This window comes from Sabulibacter ruber (assembly GCF_017355955.1).
Lineage (GTDB): Bacteria > Bacteroidota > Bacteroidia > Cytophagales > Hymenobacteraceae > Nibribacter > Nibribacter ruber_A.
Genome location: NZ_JAFFID010000002.1, coordinates 338,117 through 358,672, shown reverse-complemented (window position 1 = coordinate 358,672; position 20,556 = coordinate 338,117). Strand labels below are relative to the sequence as shown.

General features: G+C 51.8%; 16 protein-coding genes. 7 read left to right on the top strand and 9 right to left on the bottom strand.

Annotation, left to right across the window (positions count from 1 at the left end):
- Positions 1 to 85: 85 nt before the first annotated feature.
- Positions 86 to 1,132 (bottom strand): pyruvate dehydrogenase (acetyl-transferring) E1 component subunit alpha, encoded by a 1,047-nt coding sequence (pdhA, locus tag JT719_RS12835; protein WP_207433734.1) that lies wholly within the window; start codon positions 1,130 to 1,132, stop codon positions 86 to 88.
- A gap of 138 nt (positions 1,133 to 1,270) precedes the next feature.
- On the opposite strand from pdhA, the gene recF reads away from it, so the two are divergent.
- From recF to JT719_RS12815, 4 genes are all read left to right on the top strand, one after another.
- Positions 1,271 to 2,389 carry a DNA replication/repair protein RecF gene (recF, locus tag JT719_RS12830; RefSeq protein ID WP_207433733.1) on the top strand — a complete coding sequence of 373 codons (1,119 nt, stop codon included), beginning with the start codon at positions 1,271 to 1,273 and terminating at the stop codon, positions 2,387 to 2,389.
- Positions 2,390 to 2,982: 593 nt separating this feature from the next.
- The gene (locus JT719_RS12825; RefSeq protein WP_242693237.1) at positions 2,983 to 3,309 is read left to right on the top strand and encodes a DciA family protein; all 327 of its coding nucleotides are present in this window, start codon (positions 2,983 to 2,985) and stop codon (positions 3,307 to 3,309) included.
- Positions 3,310 to 3,348: 39 nt separating this feature from the next.
- On the top strand, positions 3,349 to 3,678 hold the full coding sequence (locus JT719_RS12820; RefSeq protein ID WP_207433732.1) for a hypothetical protein: 330 nt from the start codon (positions 3,349 to 3,351) through the stop codon (positions 3,676 to 3,678).
- A gap of 163 nt (positions 3,679 to 3,841) precedes the next feature.
- Positions 3,842 to 4,417, top strand: coding sequence for an acyl-CoA thioesterase (locus JT719_RS12815; RefSeq protein ID WP_207433731.1), 576 nt, complete (start codon positions 3,842 to 3,844; stop codon positions 4,415 to 4,417).
- 165 nt (positions 4,418 to 4,582) lie between these two features.
- On the opposite strand, the gene cls is transcribed toward JT719_RS12815, so the two are convergent.
- From cls to JT719_RS12780, 7 genes are all read right to left on the bottom strand, one after another.
- Positions 4,583 to 6,055 (bottom strand): cardiolipin synthase, encoded by a 1,473-nt coding sequence (gene cls / locus JT719_RS12810; RefSeq protein WP_341350763.1) that lies wholly within the window; start codon positions 6,053 to 6,055, stop codon positions 4,583 to 4,585.
- Positions 6,056 to 6,140: 85 nt separating this feature from the next.
- Positions 6,141 to 7,190, bottom strand: a complete 1,050-nt coding sequence (locus JT719_RS12805; RefSeq protein WP_207433730.1) for a metal-dependent hydrolase — start codon at positions 7,188 to 7,190, stop codon at positions 6,141 to 6,143.
- Positions 7,191 to 7,494: 304 nt separating this feature from the next.
- On the bottom strand, positions 7,495 to 8,187 hold the full coding sequence (locus tag JT719_RS12800; protein ID WP_207433729.1) for an ABC transporter ATP-binding protein: 693 nt from the start codon (positions 8,185 to 8,187) through the stop codon (positions 7,495 to 7,497).
- Between the two features lie 37 nt (positions 8,188 to 8,224).
- On the bottom strand, positions 8,225 to 9,712 hold the full coding sequence (locus JT719_RS12795) for a DUF5687 family protein (RefSeq protein WP_207433728.1): 1,488 nt from the start codon (positions 9,710 to 9,712) through the stop codon (positions 8,225 to 8,227).
- Between the two features lie 600 nt (positions 9,713 to 10,312).
- Entirely contained in the window at positions 10,313 to 10,951 is a 639-nt protein-coding gene (locus JT719_RS12790; protein ID WP_207433727.1) for a hypothetical protein, read from the bottom strand.
- Positions 10,935 to 11,453 (bottom strand): RNA polymerase sigma factor, encoded by a 519-nt coding sequence (locus JT719_RS12785; RefSeq protein ID WP_207433726.1) that lies wholly within the window; start codon positions 11,451 to 11,453, stop codon positions 10,935 to 10,937. The genes JT719_RS12790 and JT719_RS12785 overlap by 17 nt, the downstream gene beginning before the upstream one ends.
- Before the next feature lie 730 nt (positions 11,454 to 12,183).
- Positions 12,184 to 13,608 carry a Glu/Leu/Phe/Val family dehydrogenase gene (locus tag JT719_RS12780; protein ID WP_207433725.1) on the bottom strand — a complete coding sequence of 475 codons (1,425 nt, stop codon included), beginning with the start codon at positions 13,606 to 13,608 and terminating at the stop codon, positions 12,184 to 12,186.
- Positions 13,609 to 13,825: 217 nt separating this feature from the next.
- On the opposite strand from JT719_RS12780, the gene JT719_RS12775 reads away from it, so the two are divergent.
- From JT719_RS12775 to JT719_RS12765, 3 genes are all read left to right on the top strand, one after another.
- Positions 13,826 to 15,202, top strand: coding sequence for a M28 family metallopeptidase (locus JT719_RS12775; protein ID WP_207433724.1), 1,377 nt, complete (start codon positions 13,826 to 13,828; stop codon positions 15,200 to 15,202).
- Between the two features lie 164 nt (positions 15,203 to 15,366).
- Complete coding sequence (locus JT719_RS12770; protein WP_207433723.1) at positions 15,367 to 16,734, top strand: HTTM domain-containing protein; 1,368 nt, start codon at positions 15,367 to 15,369, stop codon at positions 16,732 to 16,734.
- Positions 16,735 to 17,086: 352 nt separating this feature from the next.
- A complete protein-coding gene (locus tag JT719_RS12765) occupies positions 17,087 to 19,405 on the top strand; it encodes a patatin-like phospholipase family protein (RefSeq protein ID WP_207433722.1) in 2,319 nt (772 codons plus the stop codon).
- Positions 19,406 to 19,497: 92 nt separating this feature from the next.
- Here the strand turns inward: JT719_RS12765 and JT719_RS12760 are convergent, their stop codons facing one another.
- The gene (locus JT719_RS12760; RefSeq protein ID WP_207433721.1) at positions 19,498 to 20,496 is read right to left on the bottom strand and encodes a hypothetical protein; all 999 of its coding nucleotides are present in this window, start codon (positions 20,494 to 20,496) and stop codon (positions 19,498 to 19,500) included.
- Between the last annotated feature and the right edge of the window lie 60 nt (positions 20,497 to 20,556).

The window sequence follows — 20,556 nt, the reverse complement described above, 5'->3', positions numbered from 1 at the left end:
AAAAAATGATTAGATGCTACTCTGTTAAAAAGCCTTGTCCGCTGAACCCCAAAATCTTAGCTCTGGTTCCCGCAAACGCGGTTTTTTAGACCATCACGTACGGATAGTCCTTCTCTACATAGATATCGGTGTACAGTTCTTCTGGGGCTGGGTACGGAGACTTCTCGGCGAACTCCACAGACTCCTGCACCTGGGCCTTGATCTTGTTGTCAATCTCTTCCAGTTCCTGCTCAGTGGCGTAGTTGTTCTCCAGGATGGTGAAACGCACGCTCTCAATTGGGTCCTGGTTACGGTAGCTCTCCAACTCTTCTTTGGTGCGGTACTTAGCGGGGTCAGACATAGAGTGACCTTTGTAGCGGTAAGTACGGAACTCCAACAGGGTTGGGCCTTCACCGGCGCGGGCACGCTCAGCGGCGCGGGCTACGGCTTCGTGCACGTCTTCGCAACGCATGGCGTTCACGGGCTCAGAAGGCATGTCATAAGACAAACCAAGTTTGTAGAGCTCGGTTACGTTAGAGGTACGCTGTACCGAAGTACCCATGGCGTAGCCGTTGTTCTCAATCACGAAGATCACGGGCAGTTTCCACAGCATGGCCATGTTGAAGGCCTCGTGCAGGGCACCTTGTCTAACGGCACCGTCGCCCATGTAAGTGATGCACAGGTTGCCGGTTTTGTTGTATTTCTCGGCGAAGGCCAGACCAGCGCCCAATGGCACCTGACCGCCTACAATCCCGTGGCCACCCACAAAGTTTACTTCTTTGTCAAAGATGTGCATGGAACCGCCTTTGCCTTTGGAGCAACCGGTGGCTTTCGCGAACAGCTCGGCCATTACGGCGTTTGGAGAAGTTCCTAACCCAAGTGGGTGTGCGTGGTCACGGTACGCGGTGATCCATTTATCGTCTTTGGTGAGCGCGGTGATGGCACCGGCCGCACATGCTTCTTGTCCAATGTACAAGTGACAGAAACCTTTGATTTTCTGCTGGCCATACAACTGACCGGCTTTCTCCTCAAATTTGCGCATGAGCTGCATCATCTCATACCAGCGCAAGTAGGTCTCTTTTGAAAATGCTGGGGCAGCGTTTACCTTTGCCTTGTTCGCATCTTTCGTCTTCGCTGCTTTTGTCTCCGCCATACTGTATGTTTTGTTCGTAAGGGTTAAGTCAAAGTTTCAGAACGTCCCAAAACGCCTTTTCTTGTTAGAATTAGCGTAAAGATGGTTCTGTAAGATATTCTATCATGCGAAATTAAGTAAAAATCTGAAAACAAGTTCATGCTCCTCGAAAATCTACATGTCCTGCACTTCAAGAACTACGAGGAGGCCACCTTGCCTTTTTCTACCCACATCAACTGTTTCATTGGCGATAACGGCAGCGGCAAAACCAATCTGCTGGACGCTATTTACTATCTCTCGCTCACCAAAAGCGCCTTCACCGCCTCAGATCAACAAAACATCAAAGAGGGCGAAGACTACTTTATTGTACGGGGCCGATTTAAAACAGACGAAAAAGTTAGCGCTGTTCAGTGTTATTTAAAAACCGGACAGAAAAAGATTATCACCATCAATAAAACCCCTTATGAGCGGGTGAGTGAGCACGTGGGCAAGTTTCCGGTGGTTCTGATCTCGCCGTATGATACCGACCTGATCAGGGAAGGCAGCGAGGAACGCCGCAAGTTCTTTGACAGCCTCATGGCCCAGCTAGACCACTCTTACCTGGAGCTGCTCATCCAATACACCTATGTGCTAAAGCAGCGCAACTCTTTATTGAAGCAGTTTTACGAAAGAAACTACGTGGACAAAGAGTACCTGCAGATTCTGGACGAGCAGCTGATGCCGCTGGGCACCGAGCTAAGCATTAGAAGAGCCGCGTTCCTGGAGACCTTTGAGCCGGTGTTCCAGCGCCACTACCGGCATCTGTCAGATTCCTCTGAGCTAGTCACGTTAAGTTACCAGAGCCAACTGATTCAGCAGAACTATGCGTATCTATTGGACCAGAGCCAGCGCAAAGATCTGATGCTGCAACGCACCACCGTGGGCCCGCACAAAGATGACTTTGTGTTTCTAATGGACCAACGAAGCGTGAAGAACTACGGCTCCCAGGGGCAGCAGAAAAGCTACGTGATTGCCCTCAAATTGGCCCAGTTTGAGGTACTTTCCCAGAAAAACGGCCAAAAACCGCTCCTGCTCCTGGACGATATCTTTGACCGCCTGGACCAGAAACGCATCCAGCAGCTCATGCAACTGGTAGCCAACAACACCTTCGGGCAGATCTTCCTCACCGACACGCACCTGGAACGCACCGACGCCATTCTTAGGCCACTCTCCGAGAATATCCGAAGATTCAGGATTGCCGCAGGAACGGCGGTCACCATTGATGATGAGGAGTTCTAGTTGGTAGAATTTAGATTCTGCTTCTAGTTTCAACTTTGTCGCTGGCGCGAGCCTCCGGCTCGTGTCCGCACGTATTCAGAAAATCTTTGTTTCCTGCTTCGGTATTTTGGTCCTTTCTAAAGGAATTCCCCTCCTGTTTGTCATCTTGGAAAGATCTTGTGGGCGAGCTAGACAAGCCTTGGAGAAACGCTATTACTGCTCGCTCACAAGATCCTTTCAGGAGGACAAAACAGAGGGATTATATTTTTCCGGAAATACGTGCGGACACGAGCCGGAGGCTCGCGCCAGCGGAGATGATGCTGATGCTACCAAATTGTGAGAAGTCTTTCTGGAGTAACCCAACCTTTTAGCTACTTTTACTTATACACAAGGGGCTGGCAGAACAATGAACAGTACCAACACAGAGTTTTCCAAGAAGGCCGTAAAAAAGCAGTTTTCGCGATGTTTTATGCACAATATGGCAAAAACAGAAGGGGAAAAACTCCTTTGTTCTGGGGATAACTGAGTTGGTAAATTCATCTGCCCTAACCCCTGCTAGGCGTGTAGAAATGGAGTAATTTAGCGCCATAGCACAACCAAAAAACCACTCCACTATGTCCCTGCGTCCGCTTAACCCAACCAGTCCGTTTATGCGCAAAGCCGATACCATTACCTTGAAAGACAGCATTGACGCCATGCTGAAAGCGTATAAGCTGAACGGGAAACTGAGCGAGGTGCAGTTGGTAAGCTCCTGGGAGAAAATCATGGGCAAAGCCATTTCCCTTAAAACCCAGGAAGTGTTTGTGCGCAACCGCAAACTGTTTGTGCGCCTCACCTCGGCCCCGCTCAAGCACGAACTTAACATGGCCAAAACCAAAGTAGTAACCCTCATCAACACCCAGATGGGCGAGAAGGTGATTGATGACGTGGTGTTCCTGTAGGAGCTCTCTTCCTAACATCAATACCAGCAACTCTGATCAATGCTTTCAACCCTTAAGTGGACACTTATTTTGTCTCTACTTACCCCAATCCTGCTGATTACTGTGGTTTTTCTGGCGGGAGGTGGTCATGGCTGGTATGGCCCTGCCTTTCTTTTATTTCCCTGGGCTTCTATGCCAATGGTATTTATGAGCCCTGCTCCTGAATTCATTATTATTAGTTTAGGCCTACTTCAGTACCCCGCCTACGGGCTTTTAGTTGATTTTAACCAAGGGACACCACGCTTCAGAAGTACTCTCATCAGTTTAGTTTCATTACACCTTCTCTTCGCAATGCTGTTACTGCTCTTCAGTAATGAAACCTGGAGTTGATGTTTCAGGAAACCTTCGGCAAAAACCTAAGCAGTAAAAAACTTCCTTTACATATCAAGTAGCACCCAACCCTGTGAAGTTCCATTGCCTTTCTTGGGCTCACTGAGAGCAGGAAGTTTTGCTCTTTTTGCCTTACTTTTAGGAAAACAGCGTAAAAACGGCCATGCAAAAGCCTCTTGAAGAACCTGATTTCTATAGACCAGTTTCCTACTCCCGCACTACCCTCACTGAGTTGATGATCCCCAGTTATGCCAACTTTGGGGGGAAGATACACGGGGGTATTCTGCTCTCGCTCATGGACAAGGTGGCCTACGCCTGTGCCGCCAAGCACGCCGGCAACTACTGCGTAACCGTGACCGTGGACGGCGTCAATTTCCTGCAGCCCGTGGAAGTAGGCGAGTTGGTGAGTTTAATGGCCTCGGTGAACTACGTGGGACGTACCTCGCTGGTGATTGGCATCAAAGTCATTGCCGAGAACGTGAAGTCTGGTTTTGTAAAGCACACCAACACCTCTTATTTCACCATGGTGGCCAAAGGCGAAGACGACAAACCCACCAAGGTGCCAAGCCTGCTGCTGGAAAACCCAGATGATGTGCGCCGCTTTCTGGAGGCCCTGCAGCGCAAAGAGATTAAAGCCCGCTCAGAGCAGGAATTCAAGGAAATAAAAACTACCCTGGAACTGCGCCAGAACATATCGGCGCTGGTTGGGCAACGGTGTACCCTGGGCTTTGAGCTGTAGGCAGTTTCAGACCTGTTTTCGGGAAAAGACCTGATAAACAGGTACAGGTAAAGGGGATATTTCTTAGCTAAACCTAAGCTTTACTACCATCTTCAGAAGGCATAACCGAACTGCCAGAAGAACATAGTAGAAGAAGCCGGTTCAGTAATCTTCAGGATAAAGCTTCTACAGCAACGGAGAGAGCAGCCGCGCCAGTTTCTCAAAGAACTGCTTCAGGTGCGGCCGGTTACGCCATTCTGCCAGGTCAATCTTTTGAGAGTGCTGCAGATCCTGGTAGAAGATATCCCTGAGTTGTTGCGAAATGTCTCCGTCATACACCACGGCGTTCACCTCAAAATTCAGTTCAAAGCTGCGGTTATCCATGTTAGCGGTGCCTACCATGCTGATGGTCCCGTCTATTACCACAGTTTTGGAGTGGATGAAGCCTTTCTGGTACAGGTAAATCTCTACCCCGGCATTGAGCATATCGTCATAATAAGACCAGGCGGCCGCATTTACCAGCGCCGAGTCTGAGATCCCTGGCACCAGCAATTTCACCTTCACGCCACCCAGAGCCGCCACTGTGAGTGCCTGCAGAATTCCTTCGCCGGGGATAAAATAAGGCGTAGTGATGAGAACTTCCTTTTGCGCCAGATAGATAGCCTGCAACAAGGAAAACAAAATAGTGGGCATAGGGGAATCTGGGCCGCTGGCGGCAATCTGCACCAGAGAATGGGACTGGGGCTGCGGCCGGGCCAGGAAATACCCTTCGTGCGGACGTAACTGCTGGCCCGAGGAGAAATTCCAGTCGCAGAAGAAGATGTATTGCAGGTAGTAGATTCCGGGGCCGTCTATGCGCAGGTGCGTATCGCGCCAGTACAACCTTTTCAGGTCATCGGGATTATTGATGTAGCGGTCTGCCACGTTAATGCCGCCCACAAAAGCCGTGTGGGCATCTACAATAATGATTTTGCGGTGGTTCCGGTAGTTTAATCGGTTGGCCAGCAGCAGGAAGTGGACCTTGTGGAAAGGGCACGCCTCTACCCCGGCAGCTTTCAGTTCCTTTACGTACTTGCGCCGGATAGATCTGCTGCCGTAATCGTCATAGATAAACCGCACCTTTACCCCTTCCCGTGCTTTCTGGATCAGGACGTCTTTGATTTGGTTTCCTATGTGGTCGTTGTCAATGATGTAGTATTCTATATGGATGTGGTGCCGGGCTTGACTTAGGGCTTGCAACACCTCGGGGAATTTCTGCTCACCGTTCAGGAGAAGTTTCACGTGGTTTCCTCCCGTGAGCGGACTCAGTCCATCGTTGAGCAACAGTTTTACCAGTTCTGTGTAGCCTTGCACGGTAGGGCTGCTGGCCGCCAGTGTTTCTTCTGTATGGGCATGTACCCGCTCCTCCAGCCTCCGCAGGAAGATCTCGTCTTCCACCAGTTTTTTAGTGTAAATGCGGCGCTTCTTATAGTTTATCCCGAAGGAGAAGTAAATCACAATGCCGCCTATGGGCACAAAGATGGCCAGCAGTAGGTAGGCCAGCGTTTTGGAGGTAGAACCTGTGTCATAGATAATGCGCAAACAAACAGCCACCAATACCACAAAGTAGAGGATGTTCCAGATAAGCAACCAATCTATGCTTCTCAGCAGATATGCCACGGGTAGGTTTCTTTCAGATTAACGGAAAAAGGGTAATAAACGAAATCAGTTCTATAGCCTCCATTCGCAGGACACTGCCCAAATGTTACCGGCGGGTAGTTTCAGAGGCATTTCTCTCTGACTCCGCAAAAATAAGCTGCAGCATGTGTTGGAAGGCTTCCCCAGACCAGCCCTTGGCTCTGCCGCGTTGCATCACCAGTTTGTTGTCCAGCCTCGGCGGACTCAGAAAATAATGGAAAGTGAACCGGGCATTGGGGTTTTGCCAACCCTGCATCTGCCCAAACCGGGGAATGTTAAACACCAAGGTGTCATTCCAGTGGTCTAGCGTGTAGTACCCATCGGCGAACACTTTAAGATCTTCTACCTCCTGCGGGTCCTCTGCCTTAGAAAGCAGTTCCTGATTTTTGGGGAAGAACCTGAAATCAGCCTGGGAAGACTTCGGCCAGAAAACCGAGCGATGCCCCACGTACAAGCCAGAATCTGCCTCTACCACCGCCATCCAGAGCCAGGTATTAAAGGGCGTGGGCGTGAGAAAGAAGCGCGAAGAACCTATCTGCTGCTGCTCTAAAGATGCTTTTACCTGAGCCTGCACCTGGTTTTTGTTAAAAGCGGCATAACCCAGATACGCTCCGGCTAACCCCAGCCCTGCCACTGCCCAGCGTACCCTTCTCAGGTTCGTAGATTTGAGCAAAAGTAGAACCCCCAATGCGATGAGTGGCCATATGGTAAAAAGCGGATCTGCCACATACAGCAAGTGAAAAGAAAAGCGCTTTTGGGAGAATGGCTCCAGCAAACCAGTGGTGTAGGCATTGCAGGTATCTAACAGGTCATGCACCAGTAACTGCACCAGAAAAAACAGGAAGAAGTGTCGCCAGGGTACGCCTTGGGCCTTGTGCCACCGGTTGGCAATGACCGTTAGCAGCAGCGCTCCCAGGAAGGCGAACAGAAAGGAATGCGTAAAGCCCCGGTGGACCAGCAAGTTTCTGGAAGGCGCCAGCCACAGCGCTGCAATGGTGTCAATGTCTGGGAAGTTCTGGGCAAAGGCTCCCCAAAGCAGGGCTCGCTTTCCCAACTTTCTGGAGAGCATCAGTTCGCCTAGACAAGCACCTATGGCAGCGTGGGTCAGTGAATCCATTTATCTTCTGTAAGGCCTTTCTATACGCACCAGAGCGGCTGTCGTTTTTGAGGTGATTTCCAGAATCCGGCCCAGAACCGATGCGTGGCCTCCTGGCTTCTCGGCTGCGTTTTATTTGAGGGCTTTAAGCACTACAAACTCTGCTATAGCTGCTTCTTTTCGCGTTAGTAAATACAGCAAAAGCCCCTTGTTTTACGGCTACTTTCTGGAAAATAGCTGTAAAACAAGGGGCTTTTGCCTTCCTGAGAGCTGTGGATAAGTCTAGCGGCTGTTAGCTTCTATCCACATCAACCATTGTGGACAACTATACTGTAAAGTAGCTTTCCAGCTGCTGGAGCGTGGTTTCGTTGGTTTTCATATCTTCCACCACCTTGCCTTTTTCAAGCAAAACGATGCGGTCACAAACCTCAATCACGTGGTTAAGATCGTGGCTGGAGATGAGCATGGTCATGCCTTGGGCTTTGAGGTCTTTCAACAGGTTTTTGAGCCTGATCTGGGAGCTTGGGTCCAGGTTGGCAAAGGGCTCATCCAGGATCAGCAGCTCCGGGTCTGACATCACTGCGGCGGCAACGCCCACCTTCTTCTGGTTCCCCTTAGAGAAGTCACGGATGTACTTGCGTTGCTCCAGAATCTCGCCGTTGAAGAAATCGCGGAAGCGCTCCAGAAACGCCTGCACATCGCCGGAAGTCAATCCGTTCAGCTTACCAATGAAGCTGAAATACTCCTCCGGGGTCAGGAAGTCAATCAGGAAGCCTTCGTCCAGGTGCGAGCCGGTGTATTGCTTCCAGTCTTCGTTGGAGCGTACGTTTTCACCTTTGCTGAACACCTGCCCCTGCGTGGGCCTGATCAGGTCCAGGATCATCCGGAAGAAAGTGGTCTTACCGGCTCCGTTGTTGCCTACCAGGCCAATGGTCTCCCCTTTCTGCACAAGGAGAGACGGAATGTTCACCACGGTAACACCGTTGTAATTCTTTTGAAGATCGCGTACTTCTATCATATCGTTTTGAAGCTATTTTTCAGAAAACAAGGTGAAATCAGGACTGGCGGAAGCCGGCGGCAATGGCGTATTTCTCCCGCTGGAAGCGCTTCACCACCACGCCCAGTAATTGCCTGTGGAAGATAAATCCCAGGACACCTAACAGTCCTATGGCGGCTATGCCCCACCACGGGTTTTCCATCAGTCCAAACGGCAGGTAAATCAGGATAGGAATGATGAGCGTGGGCAGCATCATGATGAACTGCGAGGCTCCTACACCTTGCCAGTTAAAGGAGGCGCTTTTACTCAGGTCTATGCGCTTTTTGTTGTACGTACTCATGAACAGCACCACAAACGTATTAACGCCTATGTTGTACAGGAAGCAGGCCGTATTGATGGCCATAATCTTACCGCCAATGGTGGGCATAAACCCGTACAGCAGCGTTACCAGGTAAGCAAAGGCACAAGCTGGCACAAACATCCAGAACTTGCCCAAATAGAAGGTATAGGGGCTCAGCCGTTTGGTGAGCAAGGCATCAAAGTGGGCACTCTGCCAGCCCGGCACAAACTGCCCGTAGCTCATCATCATGAAACCAGTCATGAAAATGCCCGGGAAAATGAGCATGGCAAACCCATCGGTGTACATTTTGTTGGTGTAGAACAAGAAGCCATACGCCAGAAAAACGATGGACAACATGGTGGTGGACTTGGAGCGCTTGTGGCGCATGATCAGTTTCAATTCCAGGCCAATCAAAGTCCCCAGTTCGCCAAAACGCTGCAGAAAACCAATCTCAGCGGATTCGCCTATGCTGGATTGCTTGCGGACACGCATCTCCTCTGGGTAAGTATGCGCAATCAGGAACCTGTAGTTGAGCAGGTAAATGGCTACAAACGCCACTAAAGGCACTGCTACCCACCCCATGTTAGCCCCCAGGGCGTGGAAGAAAATGCCGGAAGCAGCTCCTACAGAAATGAAGTTGAGATAATCTAGCGTGGCCAGGGCAACCACTACCAGCAGGAAACCTACCGTTACCAAAGGTTTCTCTACCAATTGCCGCTTGAAGTAAAGGGTTAAGAAGTTGTTCACCAGCGTAATCAAGAACATACCCAGAACCCACATCCAGGTACCGCCGGTGCCATACACCTCGGGCAACATTCTCACGGCAAACGGAATGAACATCAGCAGCGGCAGGAAGTTGAACAGGCTGGTAATAGATTTCCACAGCACGAAATGCACCAGCTTTCCTTTGCCAACTGGCAGGTGCAGGTAAGGCTGAATCCCTAATACCGGTAGTTCCTGCATGAAGAACCGCAAACCAAGGTCTGTCAGAAAATAGTAGAGCAACGCCCGGTTTACCATCTCCACCGTGTTGGATCCTGGTTTCAGTGCCTGCACCAGCTCATTCATAAAAAAGCCGATTAGCACCACATACAGGAGCATAATCAGCATGAAAAAGCCAAGCACCAGGTTCACGGCTAAGTTCTTCTGCCACACACTGGAACGAGAAGCTTCCTTCCACTGGTGAGAAAGTAATAGTTTAATCATAAAGGGTAGGTTTGTTAGAGAGGCTGTTTGACTAGTTAGTCTGCAGAACTGTTTAATTCTTACAGTTTTGGGGAAATTTTTCTGCAGGAACTACATGATGGGAATGGATGAATCTGCTATCATCTGCTTAGGAAAGCGTCGCAGCTCACAGCAGATTTAAGGCAAAAATAAGATTTATCAGGTAGTGCCATTTGAGGCTAGTGCCTTACGGCAGTTACAAACTGCCATCATGGTAGGTCCAAGTCACAGACTTGAACCATGAGAAGAACATTGCGCGCAGGAGACAAGGCAGTGCCTTGTCTCTACGGTTCCACCATCACACGATTCCATCATTACTGCTTCTGCTTCTACTACTTTCCCCGATTCCAGTCTTTCGGGCGAGCGCCTTAGCAGGTTCCGGTGCCGCAGGCATTGCGACCGAAAGGGAGCAAAGGAAGCTGGTACAGCGAGAGCGCGGAAGACGGGGCCCCGCGGCCGTGAGCGCACGGAGGGTAGCTATGAAACAACTAAGCTTATGAGCCACTGAATCAGCGTACACTACGCCAGAGACAACAAAAAAAGCAGTATTGAACATCAGTGGCAAAAAGGCTTTAGAAAGAACTACGCCGCTACATCCACAGTCTCTAACTCACAATAAGCTGCTTTCAAAGCCTTCAGGTGATCCCCGAACATCTTTCGGATGTACCACTTCAGGAAGAAGTAGCCCAACACAGCGCCAATCACAAAACCTAGGATCAGGCGCAGGTACATCTGCTCCCAGGGCAGGTGTGAGATGTTGATGCCTTTGGCCAATTTCAGGTAGGCCAACTGCCCCGCAGCAAGGCCAATAGGCGCCAGCAGCATATTGGTCCAGAAATAGAGTCTGGTGAGGCTGGTAAGCATTTCAATGAGGTTCCGCAGGGTAGCCCTTAGGTTGGCGGTGGTTACGTTCAGCGTTTTCACGTAAGAGAGGCGCGCCCAGAAATAGCCCAGAAACGGAAGACACACCACCATGATAATCACGCAGAGTGCCTGAAACGCGACATCTACTTTCACCAGAATAGCACATGCGCCAAACAGCAAGACCGTGAAGGCCTGCACTGCCAACTCAAAGTAGATGTTGCGCTTGAGCTTGGTCACGGCATTCTCGGTCCGGACCTTCAATAAGCCCGCAATCTGGTGCTCGGTGACCTGGTGGGCCGCTGCTGTCTGCGCCGCGTAGGCTTTCCAGGTATCTTTGAGGCTATCTAATTTCATCATACACCGGGGTTAACAGCTTCTCTAATTTCGCTTTGATGCGGTTCAACTTTACGCCTACGTTCGATTTGGTAATGCCAATGATATCGGCCATTTCCTCGTAGGACTTATCTTCCAGGTACAGCATCACAATAGCCTTCTCTACCTGTGAGAGCTGGTCAATAGCGGCATAGAGGTACTTGATTTTCAATTCGTACTCTGCGGAGGTATCCGGCGAGGCCGGGATCTGCAGGTCCATGTCAGAGAGGGAGCCGTGGTGCGGCCGCCGGCTTTCTTTCCGGAAACTGGAGACGGCCGTGTTCAGGGCCACCCGGTACATCCAGGTACTTACTTTGGACTCGTGCTTAAACGAAGGAAAAGACCTCCAGAGTTGCAGCACAATCTCCTGGAACAAGTCTTTCCGCTCCTCGGGGTCCCGGCAGTACATACTGCATACCTTATGGATCAAGGCCTGATCCTGGGCGATGAGCTTAACAAATTCCTCGCGAAGTGCCGGATTCTCCAACGTTGTACGTAAAGGTTTGTTCTATTAGTAGTAGGTACTGCCCCTAACTTACACTTTCTGCCGGAAAAACTCTGCACATGTAGCGTTGCCGCGTTTTGAAGCTGTTTTTTGGGAAATTGGCTGAAAACAGAGGTTTAGATTGGCTGACGTAAACATCTTCCTACTCGTTTTGAAGGATGACTCTGCGGTTTTTGGCCTCTATTACTGTTCAGAAAAGCATTTCTGGAATGCGTGCGGACACGAGCCGGAGGCTCGCGCCAGCGGATCAGCAATCGTGTCTTTGAGGCTAGCGCCTCACGGCAGTTGCAAACTGCCCTCATGGCAGGTCCAAGTCACAGACTTGAACCATGGGAAATACTCAAGGAAAGCAATAGGGTAAGACCTTAAATAGCGTGCTATGCTTTGATATACAACGCACCAGTTGGAAGAAGCCGATTCCAGTCTTTCGAGCGAGCGCCTTAGCAGGTTCCGGTGCCGCAGGCATTGCGACCGCTAGGGAAGCAAAGGAAGCTGGTACAGCGCGAGCGCGGAAGACGGGGCCCCGCGGTCGTGAGCGCTTATCGCCAACTATGGAAAAAGTAGCCCATAAATCCATAGAAAAGCCGCCGCTACGCCAGCATCAGCAGAAACAATCCAAGCGAAAGCAAAAACACAAAAACGCCTCACCAGAGTTACTCCAGTGAGGCGTTCCGTTTTCAAGCTGTTTCAGCAAAAAGAGCCTTAAAACAAATCACGGGAAGATACCCAGTGACTGGTAGCTCACGCCAATCTTCTCAATGGCGGCGTAGAAACCGGCGGTGCGCAGATCGGTAATGCCTTTGACCTGGTGGGTCACTTCGCGCATCTCCTGGTAGGCCGTGATCATGGTGTCTTCCAGACCGGAGTAAACCAGATCGCGTTCATCGGCGCCGTGGATGATCAGCAGCTTTTCCTCGGCGGAAAGGCTCTTGCCGGTGGTTTTCTCAATGGTGCTCACCAGACGCTTGAGGCTGGCTTCCTCGGCGCGTTTCCCCATCCGCCCGAAACGTACGTTGGAGAGGTTTTTCAGCCACTCAAAATAAGACACGGTTACCCCACCGGCGTTCAGGTACAAGTCTGGCAGAATGACTACGCCGCGGGCGTGCAGAATACGCTCGGCTTCCTGCGTGATAGGTCCGTTGGCCCCTTCGGCGATGAGTTTGGCTTTGATGCGCTCGGCGTTACCGCTGTGGATCTGGTTTTCCAGGGCGGCAGGCAACAGGATATCGCACTCGTACTCCAGCATCTCAATGGAGTTCTCAATAAATTTGCCGCCCGGGTGCCCATTGAAACTGCCGGTTTGTTTGCGATAGTTGAAGAGGCTGTCAATGTCAAGGCCGTCTGGGTTGAAGATACCGCCCTCGCGCTCGGCCACGCCAATGATAATGGCTCCCTCCTTCTGCAGGAACATACCAGAATGGTACCCCACGTTTCCTATTCCCTGGATGATCACGCGTTTACCGGCCAGGCCAGAAGAAGTGCCTGTGGCTTTCAGAACCACGGTGTCTTCAAAGGCTTCGCGCAGCCCGAAGAAAATTCCCAGACCGGTGGCCTCGTTCCGGCCCCGGATACCGCCCTGACCCACCGGCTTACCGGTCACGCTGCCCAAGGCGTTGGTTTCCCCAAATTTGAAGGTATGGTACGTATCGGCAATCCAAGCCATCTCGCGGCTGCTGGTTCCGTAGTCAGGTGCGGGCACGTCAACGGCCGGACCTATCAGGTTTTTCTTGATCAGCTCGGTGGCAAAACGGCGGGTTACTTTCTCCAGCATCTCAGGCGAAGACGTTCTGGGATTGATTTTCACCCCGCCTTTGGCCCCGCCAAACGGCACATCCACCACGGCACATTTGAAGGTCATAAGGCTGGCCAGCGCCACTACCTCGTCTTCGTCTACGTGCATACTGTACCGGATACCGCCCTTAGTGGGCAGCTTGTGCTGGCTGTGCTGGGCCCTGATTCCCTCAAACACGTGCACCTGCCCGTCTACCTCCACCGGGAAATTCACTTTGTACACGCTGTTGCAGACCTTGATCTGCGACAAGATGCCCGGGTCTAGTTTGGAGTGCTGGGCGGCTTGGTCAAAATAGTAATGCACACTATTCAGGAATTCTTTGCCAGGCGAAATGTTTTGGCTCATAGTTTTTCTGGATTGGTGGATTTGGGTTGAACGTACTTATACCAACTCACGTTGCTTTTATCATAGAATGTTCCACGAAGAACATTTTACCTTTCGGTTTTTGCCTTATTCCTGGAAAACATCCCAAAAACCACTTCTGGGTACCCCCAAGGATTGGTTTCTGCGGAATATTACGGAAATTACAGGACAGATTACACAAACTACAGACAACCTATTTATGTTTCATTCTGTTTCTTCGTTTGCCCGGGCGGGTGCCACCGCGCTGGGCATCCTACTTTTCCCCCAACTCACCTCGGCACAGGATATCATCAAGACAGACCCCACCATCAAAACCATGACCGAGCAGGTTTCTGCCCAGGAGCTGGAGCGTTTGGTGCGCGGCTTGGTAAGCTTTGAGACCCGCCATTCACTGAGTACCGTCAAAGACAAAAAGAAAGGCATTGGCGCCGCCCGCAACTGGGCCCAAGCCGAAATGGAGAAAGCCGCCGCCACCTCAGGCGGGCGCATGACCGTGACGCAGGACAAATACATTGTGAAAGCCGATGGCCGCCGCATCAAGGAAGACGTGGAGATGGCCAACGTGATGGCTACCCTCAAAGGCACCGACCCCAATGATGACCGCGTGTTCATTGTGAGCGGCCACATAGACTCCCGCAACACCGATGTGATGGACGTCAAAGGCAAAGCGCCGGGCGCCAATGACGATGGTTCCGGTACCGCCGCGGTCATTGAACTGGCCCGCGTCATGGCCAAGCAGCAGTTCCCGGCTACCATCATCTTCGTGTGCGTGCAGGGCGAAGAGCAAGGTCTGTACGGGGCCAAGCATTTGGCAGAGAAAGCCAAGGCCGAGAACTGGAACCTGGTAGCCATGCTCAACAATGACATGATCGGTAACTCCTTCTCAGACGAGACCAACCTCAAAGACAACACCCGGGTGCGGATTTTCTCTGAAGGCGTACCGGCGTTTGAGACCCCTGAGATGGCTGCCCTGCGCAAGAGCATTGGCGGCGAGAACGACAGCCGCAGCCGCCAGCTGGCCCGCTACATGAAAGAGATGACCGCCCGCTACGTGCCGCAACTGGAAGTAGTCCTGAACTACCGCACCGACCGCTTCCTGCGCGGTGGCGACCACACGCCATTCAGCCAAGCGGGTTTCACGGCCATCAGAGTATGTGAGATGAACGAGAACTACCAGTACCAGCACCAGAACGTACGCACCGAGAACGGCATCAACTACGGCGACTTCCCGGAGCACGTAGATTTTGAGTACGTGCGCAAGAACACGGCCATGAACCTGGCTACGTTGGCAAACCTGGCATTGGCTCCGGCCTCACCCGAGGAAGTAGGCGTGGTCACCAGCAACCTCACGAACCAGACCGAACTGCGCTGGAAAGCACCGTCAAAAGGTGAAAGACCAATCGGCTACTACATTCTCATGCGTGAGACGTCATCGCCTATGTGGGAGAAGAAAATCTACGTAGACGGCACCACCACTACCCTGCCGTACTCCAAAGACAATTATTTCTTTGCCGTGCAGGCTGTAGATGCTGAGGGGCACGAAAGCTTACCGGTAGTTCCCAAGCCTCTCCGGTAAAAAGCATTTCAAGCCTTTTTTCCTGAAAACACCTCTAAAACAGCCCGGCACTTGTAATGCCGGGCTGTTTTGGTGTAAGACTGTTTCTTTTGGTTTACTTCATGGGCAAAGAGCCGTAGACTTGTACATTCAACTGTTTTATCTTGCCTGGAGTACAACTATCCATGGGCCCAACCGCTGTCTTACAAACTTCTAAACCCTCATTCCTGACCTGGCTCCGTGAACCGGTAGACAATGCGCCGCTTATTGTGTTCAGGTGGTTGTTTGGCTTGCTGTTGTTTCTGGAGACGGCCGGTGCCATTCTAACGGGCTGGGTGAAGAAGAACCTGGTAGAGCCCACGGTCTTTTTCCCGTTCATCGGGTTTGAGTGGCTCAGGCCTTTGCCCGGTAACGGCATGTACTTCTACTATGGCACTATGGCCGTATTGGGCTTGCTGGTGATGGTAGGGTTGTATTACCGGGCCAGCATTATCCTCTTCACCGTACTTTGGTGGGGCGCTTACCTCATGCAGAAAACCAGCTACAACAACCACTATTACCTGTTGCTGGTGCTGTGTTTCCTGATGCTGCTGGTACCCGCCCACCGGTACGCCTCTCTGGATGCCAGGCGCAAGCCGGAGCTGAAATCCCTTTCCTGCCCGCGCTGGTGCCTTTGGGTTTTTGTGGCCCAGATGGGAATTGTCTATACCTACGCCGCCGTTGCTAAAATGAATGCAGATTGGCTGGCGGGTATTCCCATTAAAGTCTGGTTTGGGAACAAAACGCATTTCTGGCTTATTGGCGGGCTTCTCCAGGAGGCCTGGTTTCAGAAGCTGGTGGTGTACGGCGGCATCTTCTTTGATCTCCTCATTGTTCCGCTGCTGCTCTGGCCACGTACGCGGGTCCTGGCCTTCTGTATAGCCATCTTCTTCCACGGCTTCAACTCGGCCATCTTCCATATCGGTATTTTCCCGTACCTGGCCCTGGCCTTGTGTTTGTTCTTCTTTCCGCCGGAAACCATCAGAAAAAGGTTCCTCCGCAAGAAGCCGGTATTTACGCCCACTGAAAAACCCATTCAGGAAATAAGCACCGGAAAAAGGCTTTTTTTCTGGCTTCTGGCAATCCATTTTCTGGTTCAGATTCTCCTACCGCTGCGGCACTGGTGGTTTCCGGGCAACCCTAACTGGACCGAGGAAGGGCATCGCATGTCCTGGCACATGATGCTGCGCACCAAAAGCGGCTATGCCAGCTTTAAAGTGCTGGCAGATAACCAGCTGTTCTGGGAGTATCCAGAGAACCATCTCACTCCAAAACAAGCTCGTACCGTAGCCACGCACCCAGACCTTCTGTGGCAGTATTGTCAGTTCCTGGAGCGTAAGTACCGGCAACAGGGCTACAAGCAAGTGCAAGTGTTTGCCCATACCCAGGTGAGCCTCAACAAACGGGCTTCCCAACCTTTGGTAGATTCAACGGTGAACCTGGCCGGGGTTCCCTGGTTGCCGCACCAGCATTCTCCCTGGATTGTCCCGCTGCAGGAGACCAAGCGCCCTTGAATTTCCCTACCTCCCGCTAGGCTGTTTTGCAACTGAAATCCTTGAAACGGCCCTGAAACGGAACTTCCAATCACCGCAGCCAAGCCCGTGCTCCTCTGATTTGTGCAAGATTCCTGGGCAGATTTGCCTTGCCTTTGGCGGGTAAGATAAAACCAAGCCTTTTCTGGTTCAGGACTCCAACCTTTTCCGGGCTATGCCAGTAAGTGCTCCTAAGCGGCTTTGCCTTTGATTTTTAGTGTTTTCTTACCGGTTTTCTCGTTTAACAGAAAAGTCCCCCCCTTTCTGCTTCCAGGAGAACAGAGCAATTGCAATAAGCCAATTCTTTCAGATTCATTTTCTAGTCAGATTTCATATGATTAAACTCTTATCTCGGTTAAGGGTATTCCTGTTCCTGCTGTTATTTGTCTCCTGGCAAGCCTCTGCCCAGAAGGTGGGCCTGGTGCTCAGCGGCGGCGGCGCCAAAGGCTTGGCCCACGTGGGCGTGCTCAAAGTGCTGGAGAAAAACAACATTCCCATTGACTACATTGTGGGCACCAGCATGGGCTCTGTGGTGGGTGCGCTGTACGCCGCCGGCTACTCGCCCCAGGACATTGAAGACCTGGTGTTGTCGCCTAAATTCCAGTACTGGGTATCTGGCCGGCCGCTGGAAGAACACGCCTTCAACTATTTCAGCTTAGACCCCTCGCCGGCGGCGTTGCGCTTGCCTATCTCCCTGCAGAAAAGCATCAAAGTACAGACCACCAGCGGACTGGTAAGCGACGTGAACCTGAACTATGCCCTGGCCTCTACTCTGGCGGCAGGCGGAGCCATCTCCAAGTATGACTTCAACAGGTTGTTTGTGCCTTACCGCAGCCTTACCGCCGAGATCTTCACGCGGCAGCAGATCGTGCAGCGCGGCGGGTCGCTGGCCGATGCCGTGCGCAATTCCATGGCTGTGCCGCTGGCGTTCCGGCCCATCCGGCAGGCCGATGGGCGCTACCTGTTTGACGGAGGCTTGTTCAACAACTTCCCCACCGATGTGATGCGCACAGAATTCAAGCCCGACGTGATCATTGGCGTAAACGTGGGCGATGTCTCCTTCAAGAAATACCCGCATGACAAAGACGATGAACTGCTAAGCTCTTCCCTGGTTTTCCTGGGCTTTGACGTAGCCGATACCCTGGCCGTTGGCCCCAACGGCATCCTCATCCAGCCCGATCTGGAGGGTTACGGCACCACTGCCTTTGACCGGGTGCGGGACCTGATTGATATCGGGGTAAAAGCCGCCGAGGAAAAGCTGCCGCTCATGAAACAGCGCATCCGGCGCGAGGTAGACTCAGTGAGTTTGCAGCAAAGAAGGCAGGCGTTCCAGAAGCAGGCACCGCCGCCGCGTTTCGCCAGCGTTAAGATCCAGGGCCTGAAAGAAAACCAGCACAACTACGTACGCAACTTCTTCCGCCGCGGCAATGACAACCAATATGAGATAGGCGACATTGAGGAAGGCTACTACCGTTTAGCCGCCAATGATTTCTTCAAAGGGATTTATCCGCGCATCCGTTTTGATAGCTTGGCCGGAGGTTATGAGCTAAGCATTGACGCGCAGCAGAGCAACAACGCCACCGCCGAGGTGGGCGCCGTTTTCAGTACCCGGCCGGTAGACAACCTGTACCTGGGCTTGGAATACCGTTACCTGAACCGGTTGCTGTACACCGTAGGCGCCAACGCCAACATAGGCCGGTTCTATGCCGCCGGGCAGTTCGGTTTTAGGGTGAATATACCAGCCAAGCTGCCGTTCTACGTGGAACCATCGGTGATGTACAGTTCCCTCAACTACCGTGACGTAAACGACTTCCTGAACCGCGATGCCGCCAGCACGCAGGTGCGCCAGCGTGATTTCAAATTGGGCATCCAAGCCGGGTTCAGCCATAATTTCAGGAGCCGGGTAGTAACGGATGTCTCGTATTTCTCCAATGAAGATGAGTACGCCAACGTGAGGACTGTTTCTTCTGAGGATGTACTGGACGAGACTGATTTCACCGGCTACACGGCGGCTATTCGGTTTGAGCGCAACTCCCTGAACCGCAAAATGTACTCCACGCGCGGCCGAAGGGCGGTGATGGGCATCCGGGGCGTGACGGGCGAGGAAGCCTACAAACCCGGCACTACTTCCCTAAATTCGGACAGACGCACGGCAGACCATCAATGGCTCCAGATCTCTGGTACGCTGGAAGAGTATTTTCCCTTCAACAAGGATAGAAGCACCTGGGGTTATTTTCTGGAAGGGGTCGTCAGCACGCAGGGCACCTTCTCCAATTACCGGTCATCGCTCACCAGTTCCCCGGTTTTTGCGCCGTTGCCAGACTCCCGCACGCTGTTCCTGGACAAGTACCGCGCCACCCGGTACGGAGCGGCCGGTCTCCGGTATTCTACCACCTTCCTGACCAAGTTTGAATGGCGCACCGAAACCTATGTGCATGTGATTCACAGGCCTCTGAGAGAAGGTCCTATGCAGGAAGCCATCAGAGCCAACGGGTTTGAACGCCCAAGACTCACGGCCAGCACCGGGGTTATTTTACATCTGCCCATCGGGCCGGCGGCCCTGCACTTCATCCACTATGACAATGATGAGCACCGCTGGAGCGTGTTTGGGCAAGTTGGTTTCCTGTTGTACCGGCCACGCACGCTGCAATAGCATTCCCTTGAAGCCGGCAAACTCCTGAAAGCAAAAGTGTTTCTGACCAGTTCTCCTAAAAGCAGGTCAGAAACGCTTTCATTTAATATCCATTACAGAGAGGCAGCGGAATAGTATTGATATACGGTTTTCAGGAAAGGCAGTTCTTTGCCGTCTTCCATTTTGTAATGGAGCGTAGTCTGCAGTTTACCGTCTGGGCTATAGCTGTTCACTTCTTTCAGGAATACCTTATTGCCCCGGCTGATGGTTTTCCCACTTACCTGTCGCTTCTCGTTGTAGGCGATGTCAATGAATTCTGACTGCAGATCAGAGCCAGATCTCAGTTCCAGTCTGGCGGGCAGCAACTGTTCATTGTATTGGATCTTCACCTTTTTCAGGGGTGGGCTACCGGGTTTGCCCAACAACTTTCTTGTCCTGATTTGCCCTACCACCTGTGAATAGCGCCACTGGGGCCCTACTTCGTTGAGTAAATGGTTAAGATCATACTGGTGGATGTACTGCTCATAGGTTTGCTCATCTGCGGGAGAAGCTGAGGTTACTTTCCCGGCAATTCCCTGGTGGTTTAACTCTACTGAAGCCAGCAATTCTTCCTTTTCGCCGTTAAGTGAAAGCACTTGCTTTTTCTGGATGTAGCCGGGCAGATAGCTGAGATTTTTCCTGAATTTGATTCCTACCCCGGCCAGCTCGTGGGTAGTGACTGAAGTGTATTCGTCTTCCAGTTCTCTCCCGGCTATGGTTTCAGCAATCAGCTCAGCGAGCAGTCCTTCTTTCTGCAGGCGGGTACTTTGGTTTTTGTTCAGCAAGAGCACCGCATCCATGCCCTGCTGCTTGGCTTTGGATTTCACGGCATCTACCAGAGTGCCGTAGGCAACTGCCCCATCAACCTTATGCTCCAGAATTGCCACTTTCACATACGTGCTATCGGCCGGGTACTCCCCGGGAAAGAACACCTCTACCTCTTTGTTCTGGTCTTGGTAGGGAGTTGGAATGGAGGATAGGCGGTTTTCGGTGCCGTTTGGCCAATAACGCTTCATGCAGCCAGTACTAACCAGCCCAGCCGCTAAGAGCGAGGAGTAAAGCAAATATTTCATGGGGGAAAGCTTGGGTATTTTGTAAGAGATTTCTCAACAAAATATAGCTCAGATTTTCTG

Bases quoted from the DNA above. Each gene is read 5' to 3' on its own strand.
- JT719_RS12815 (WP_207433731.1), top strand. From the start codon at position 3,842: ATGCAAAAGCCTCTTGAAGAACCTGATTTCTATAGACCAGTTTCCTAC.
- JT719_RS12775 (WP_207433724.1), top strand. From the start codon at position 13,826: ATGTTTCATTCTGTTTCTTCGTTTGCCCGGGCGGGTGCCACCGCGCTG.
- JT719_RS12820 (WP_207433732.1), top strand. From the start codon at position 3,349: ATGCTTTCAACCCTTAAGTGGACACTTATTTTGTCTCTACTTACCCCA.
- JT719_RS12800 (WP_207433729.1), bottom strand. From the start codon at position 8,187: ATGATAGAAGTACGCGATCTTCAAAAGAATTACAACGGTGTTACCGTG.
- JT719_RS12825 (WP_242693237.1), top strand. From the start codon at position 2,983: ATGTCCCTGCGTCCGCTTAACCCAACCAGTCCGTTTATGCGCAAAGCC.
- JT719_RS12765 (WP_207433722.1), top strand. From the start codon at position 17,087: ATGATTAAACTCTTATCTCGGTTAAGGGTATTCCTGTTCCTGCTGTTA.
- JT719_RS12805 (WP_207433730.1), bottom strand. From the start codon at position 7,190: ATGGATTCACTGACCCACGCTGCCATAGGTGCTTGTCTAGGCGAACTG.
- pdhA (WP_207433734.1), bottom strand. From the start codon at position 1,132: ATGGCGGAGACAAAAGCAGCGAAGACGAAAGATGCGAACAAGGCAAAG.
- JT719_RS12790 (WP_207433727.1), bottom strand. From the start codon at position 10,951: ATGATGAAATTAGATAGCCTCAAAGATACCTGGAAAGCCTACGCGGCG.
- JT719_RS12760 (WP_207433721.1), bottom strand. From the start codon at position 20,496: ATGAAATATTTGCTTTACTCCTCGCTCTTAGCGGCTGGGCTGGTTAGT.
- JT719_RS12770 (WP_207433723.1), top strand. From the start codon at position 15,367: ATGGGCCCAACCGCTGTCTTACAAACTTCTAAACCCTCATTCCTGACC.
- recF (WP_207433733.1), top strand. From the start codon at position 1,271: ATGCTCCTCGAAAATCTACATGTCCTGCACTTCAAGAACTACGAGGAG.
- JT719_RS12795 (WP_207433728.1), bottom strand. From the start codon at position 9,712: ATGATTAAACTATTACTTTCTCACCAGTGGAAGGAAGCTTCTCGTTCC.
- JT719_RS12780 (WP_207433725.1), bottom strand. From the start codon at position 13,608: ATGAGCCAAAACATTTCGCCTGGCAAAGAATTCCTGAATAGTGTGCAT.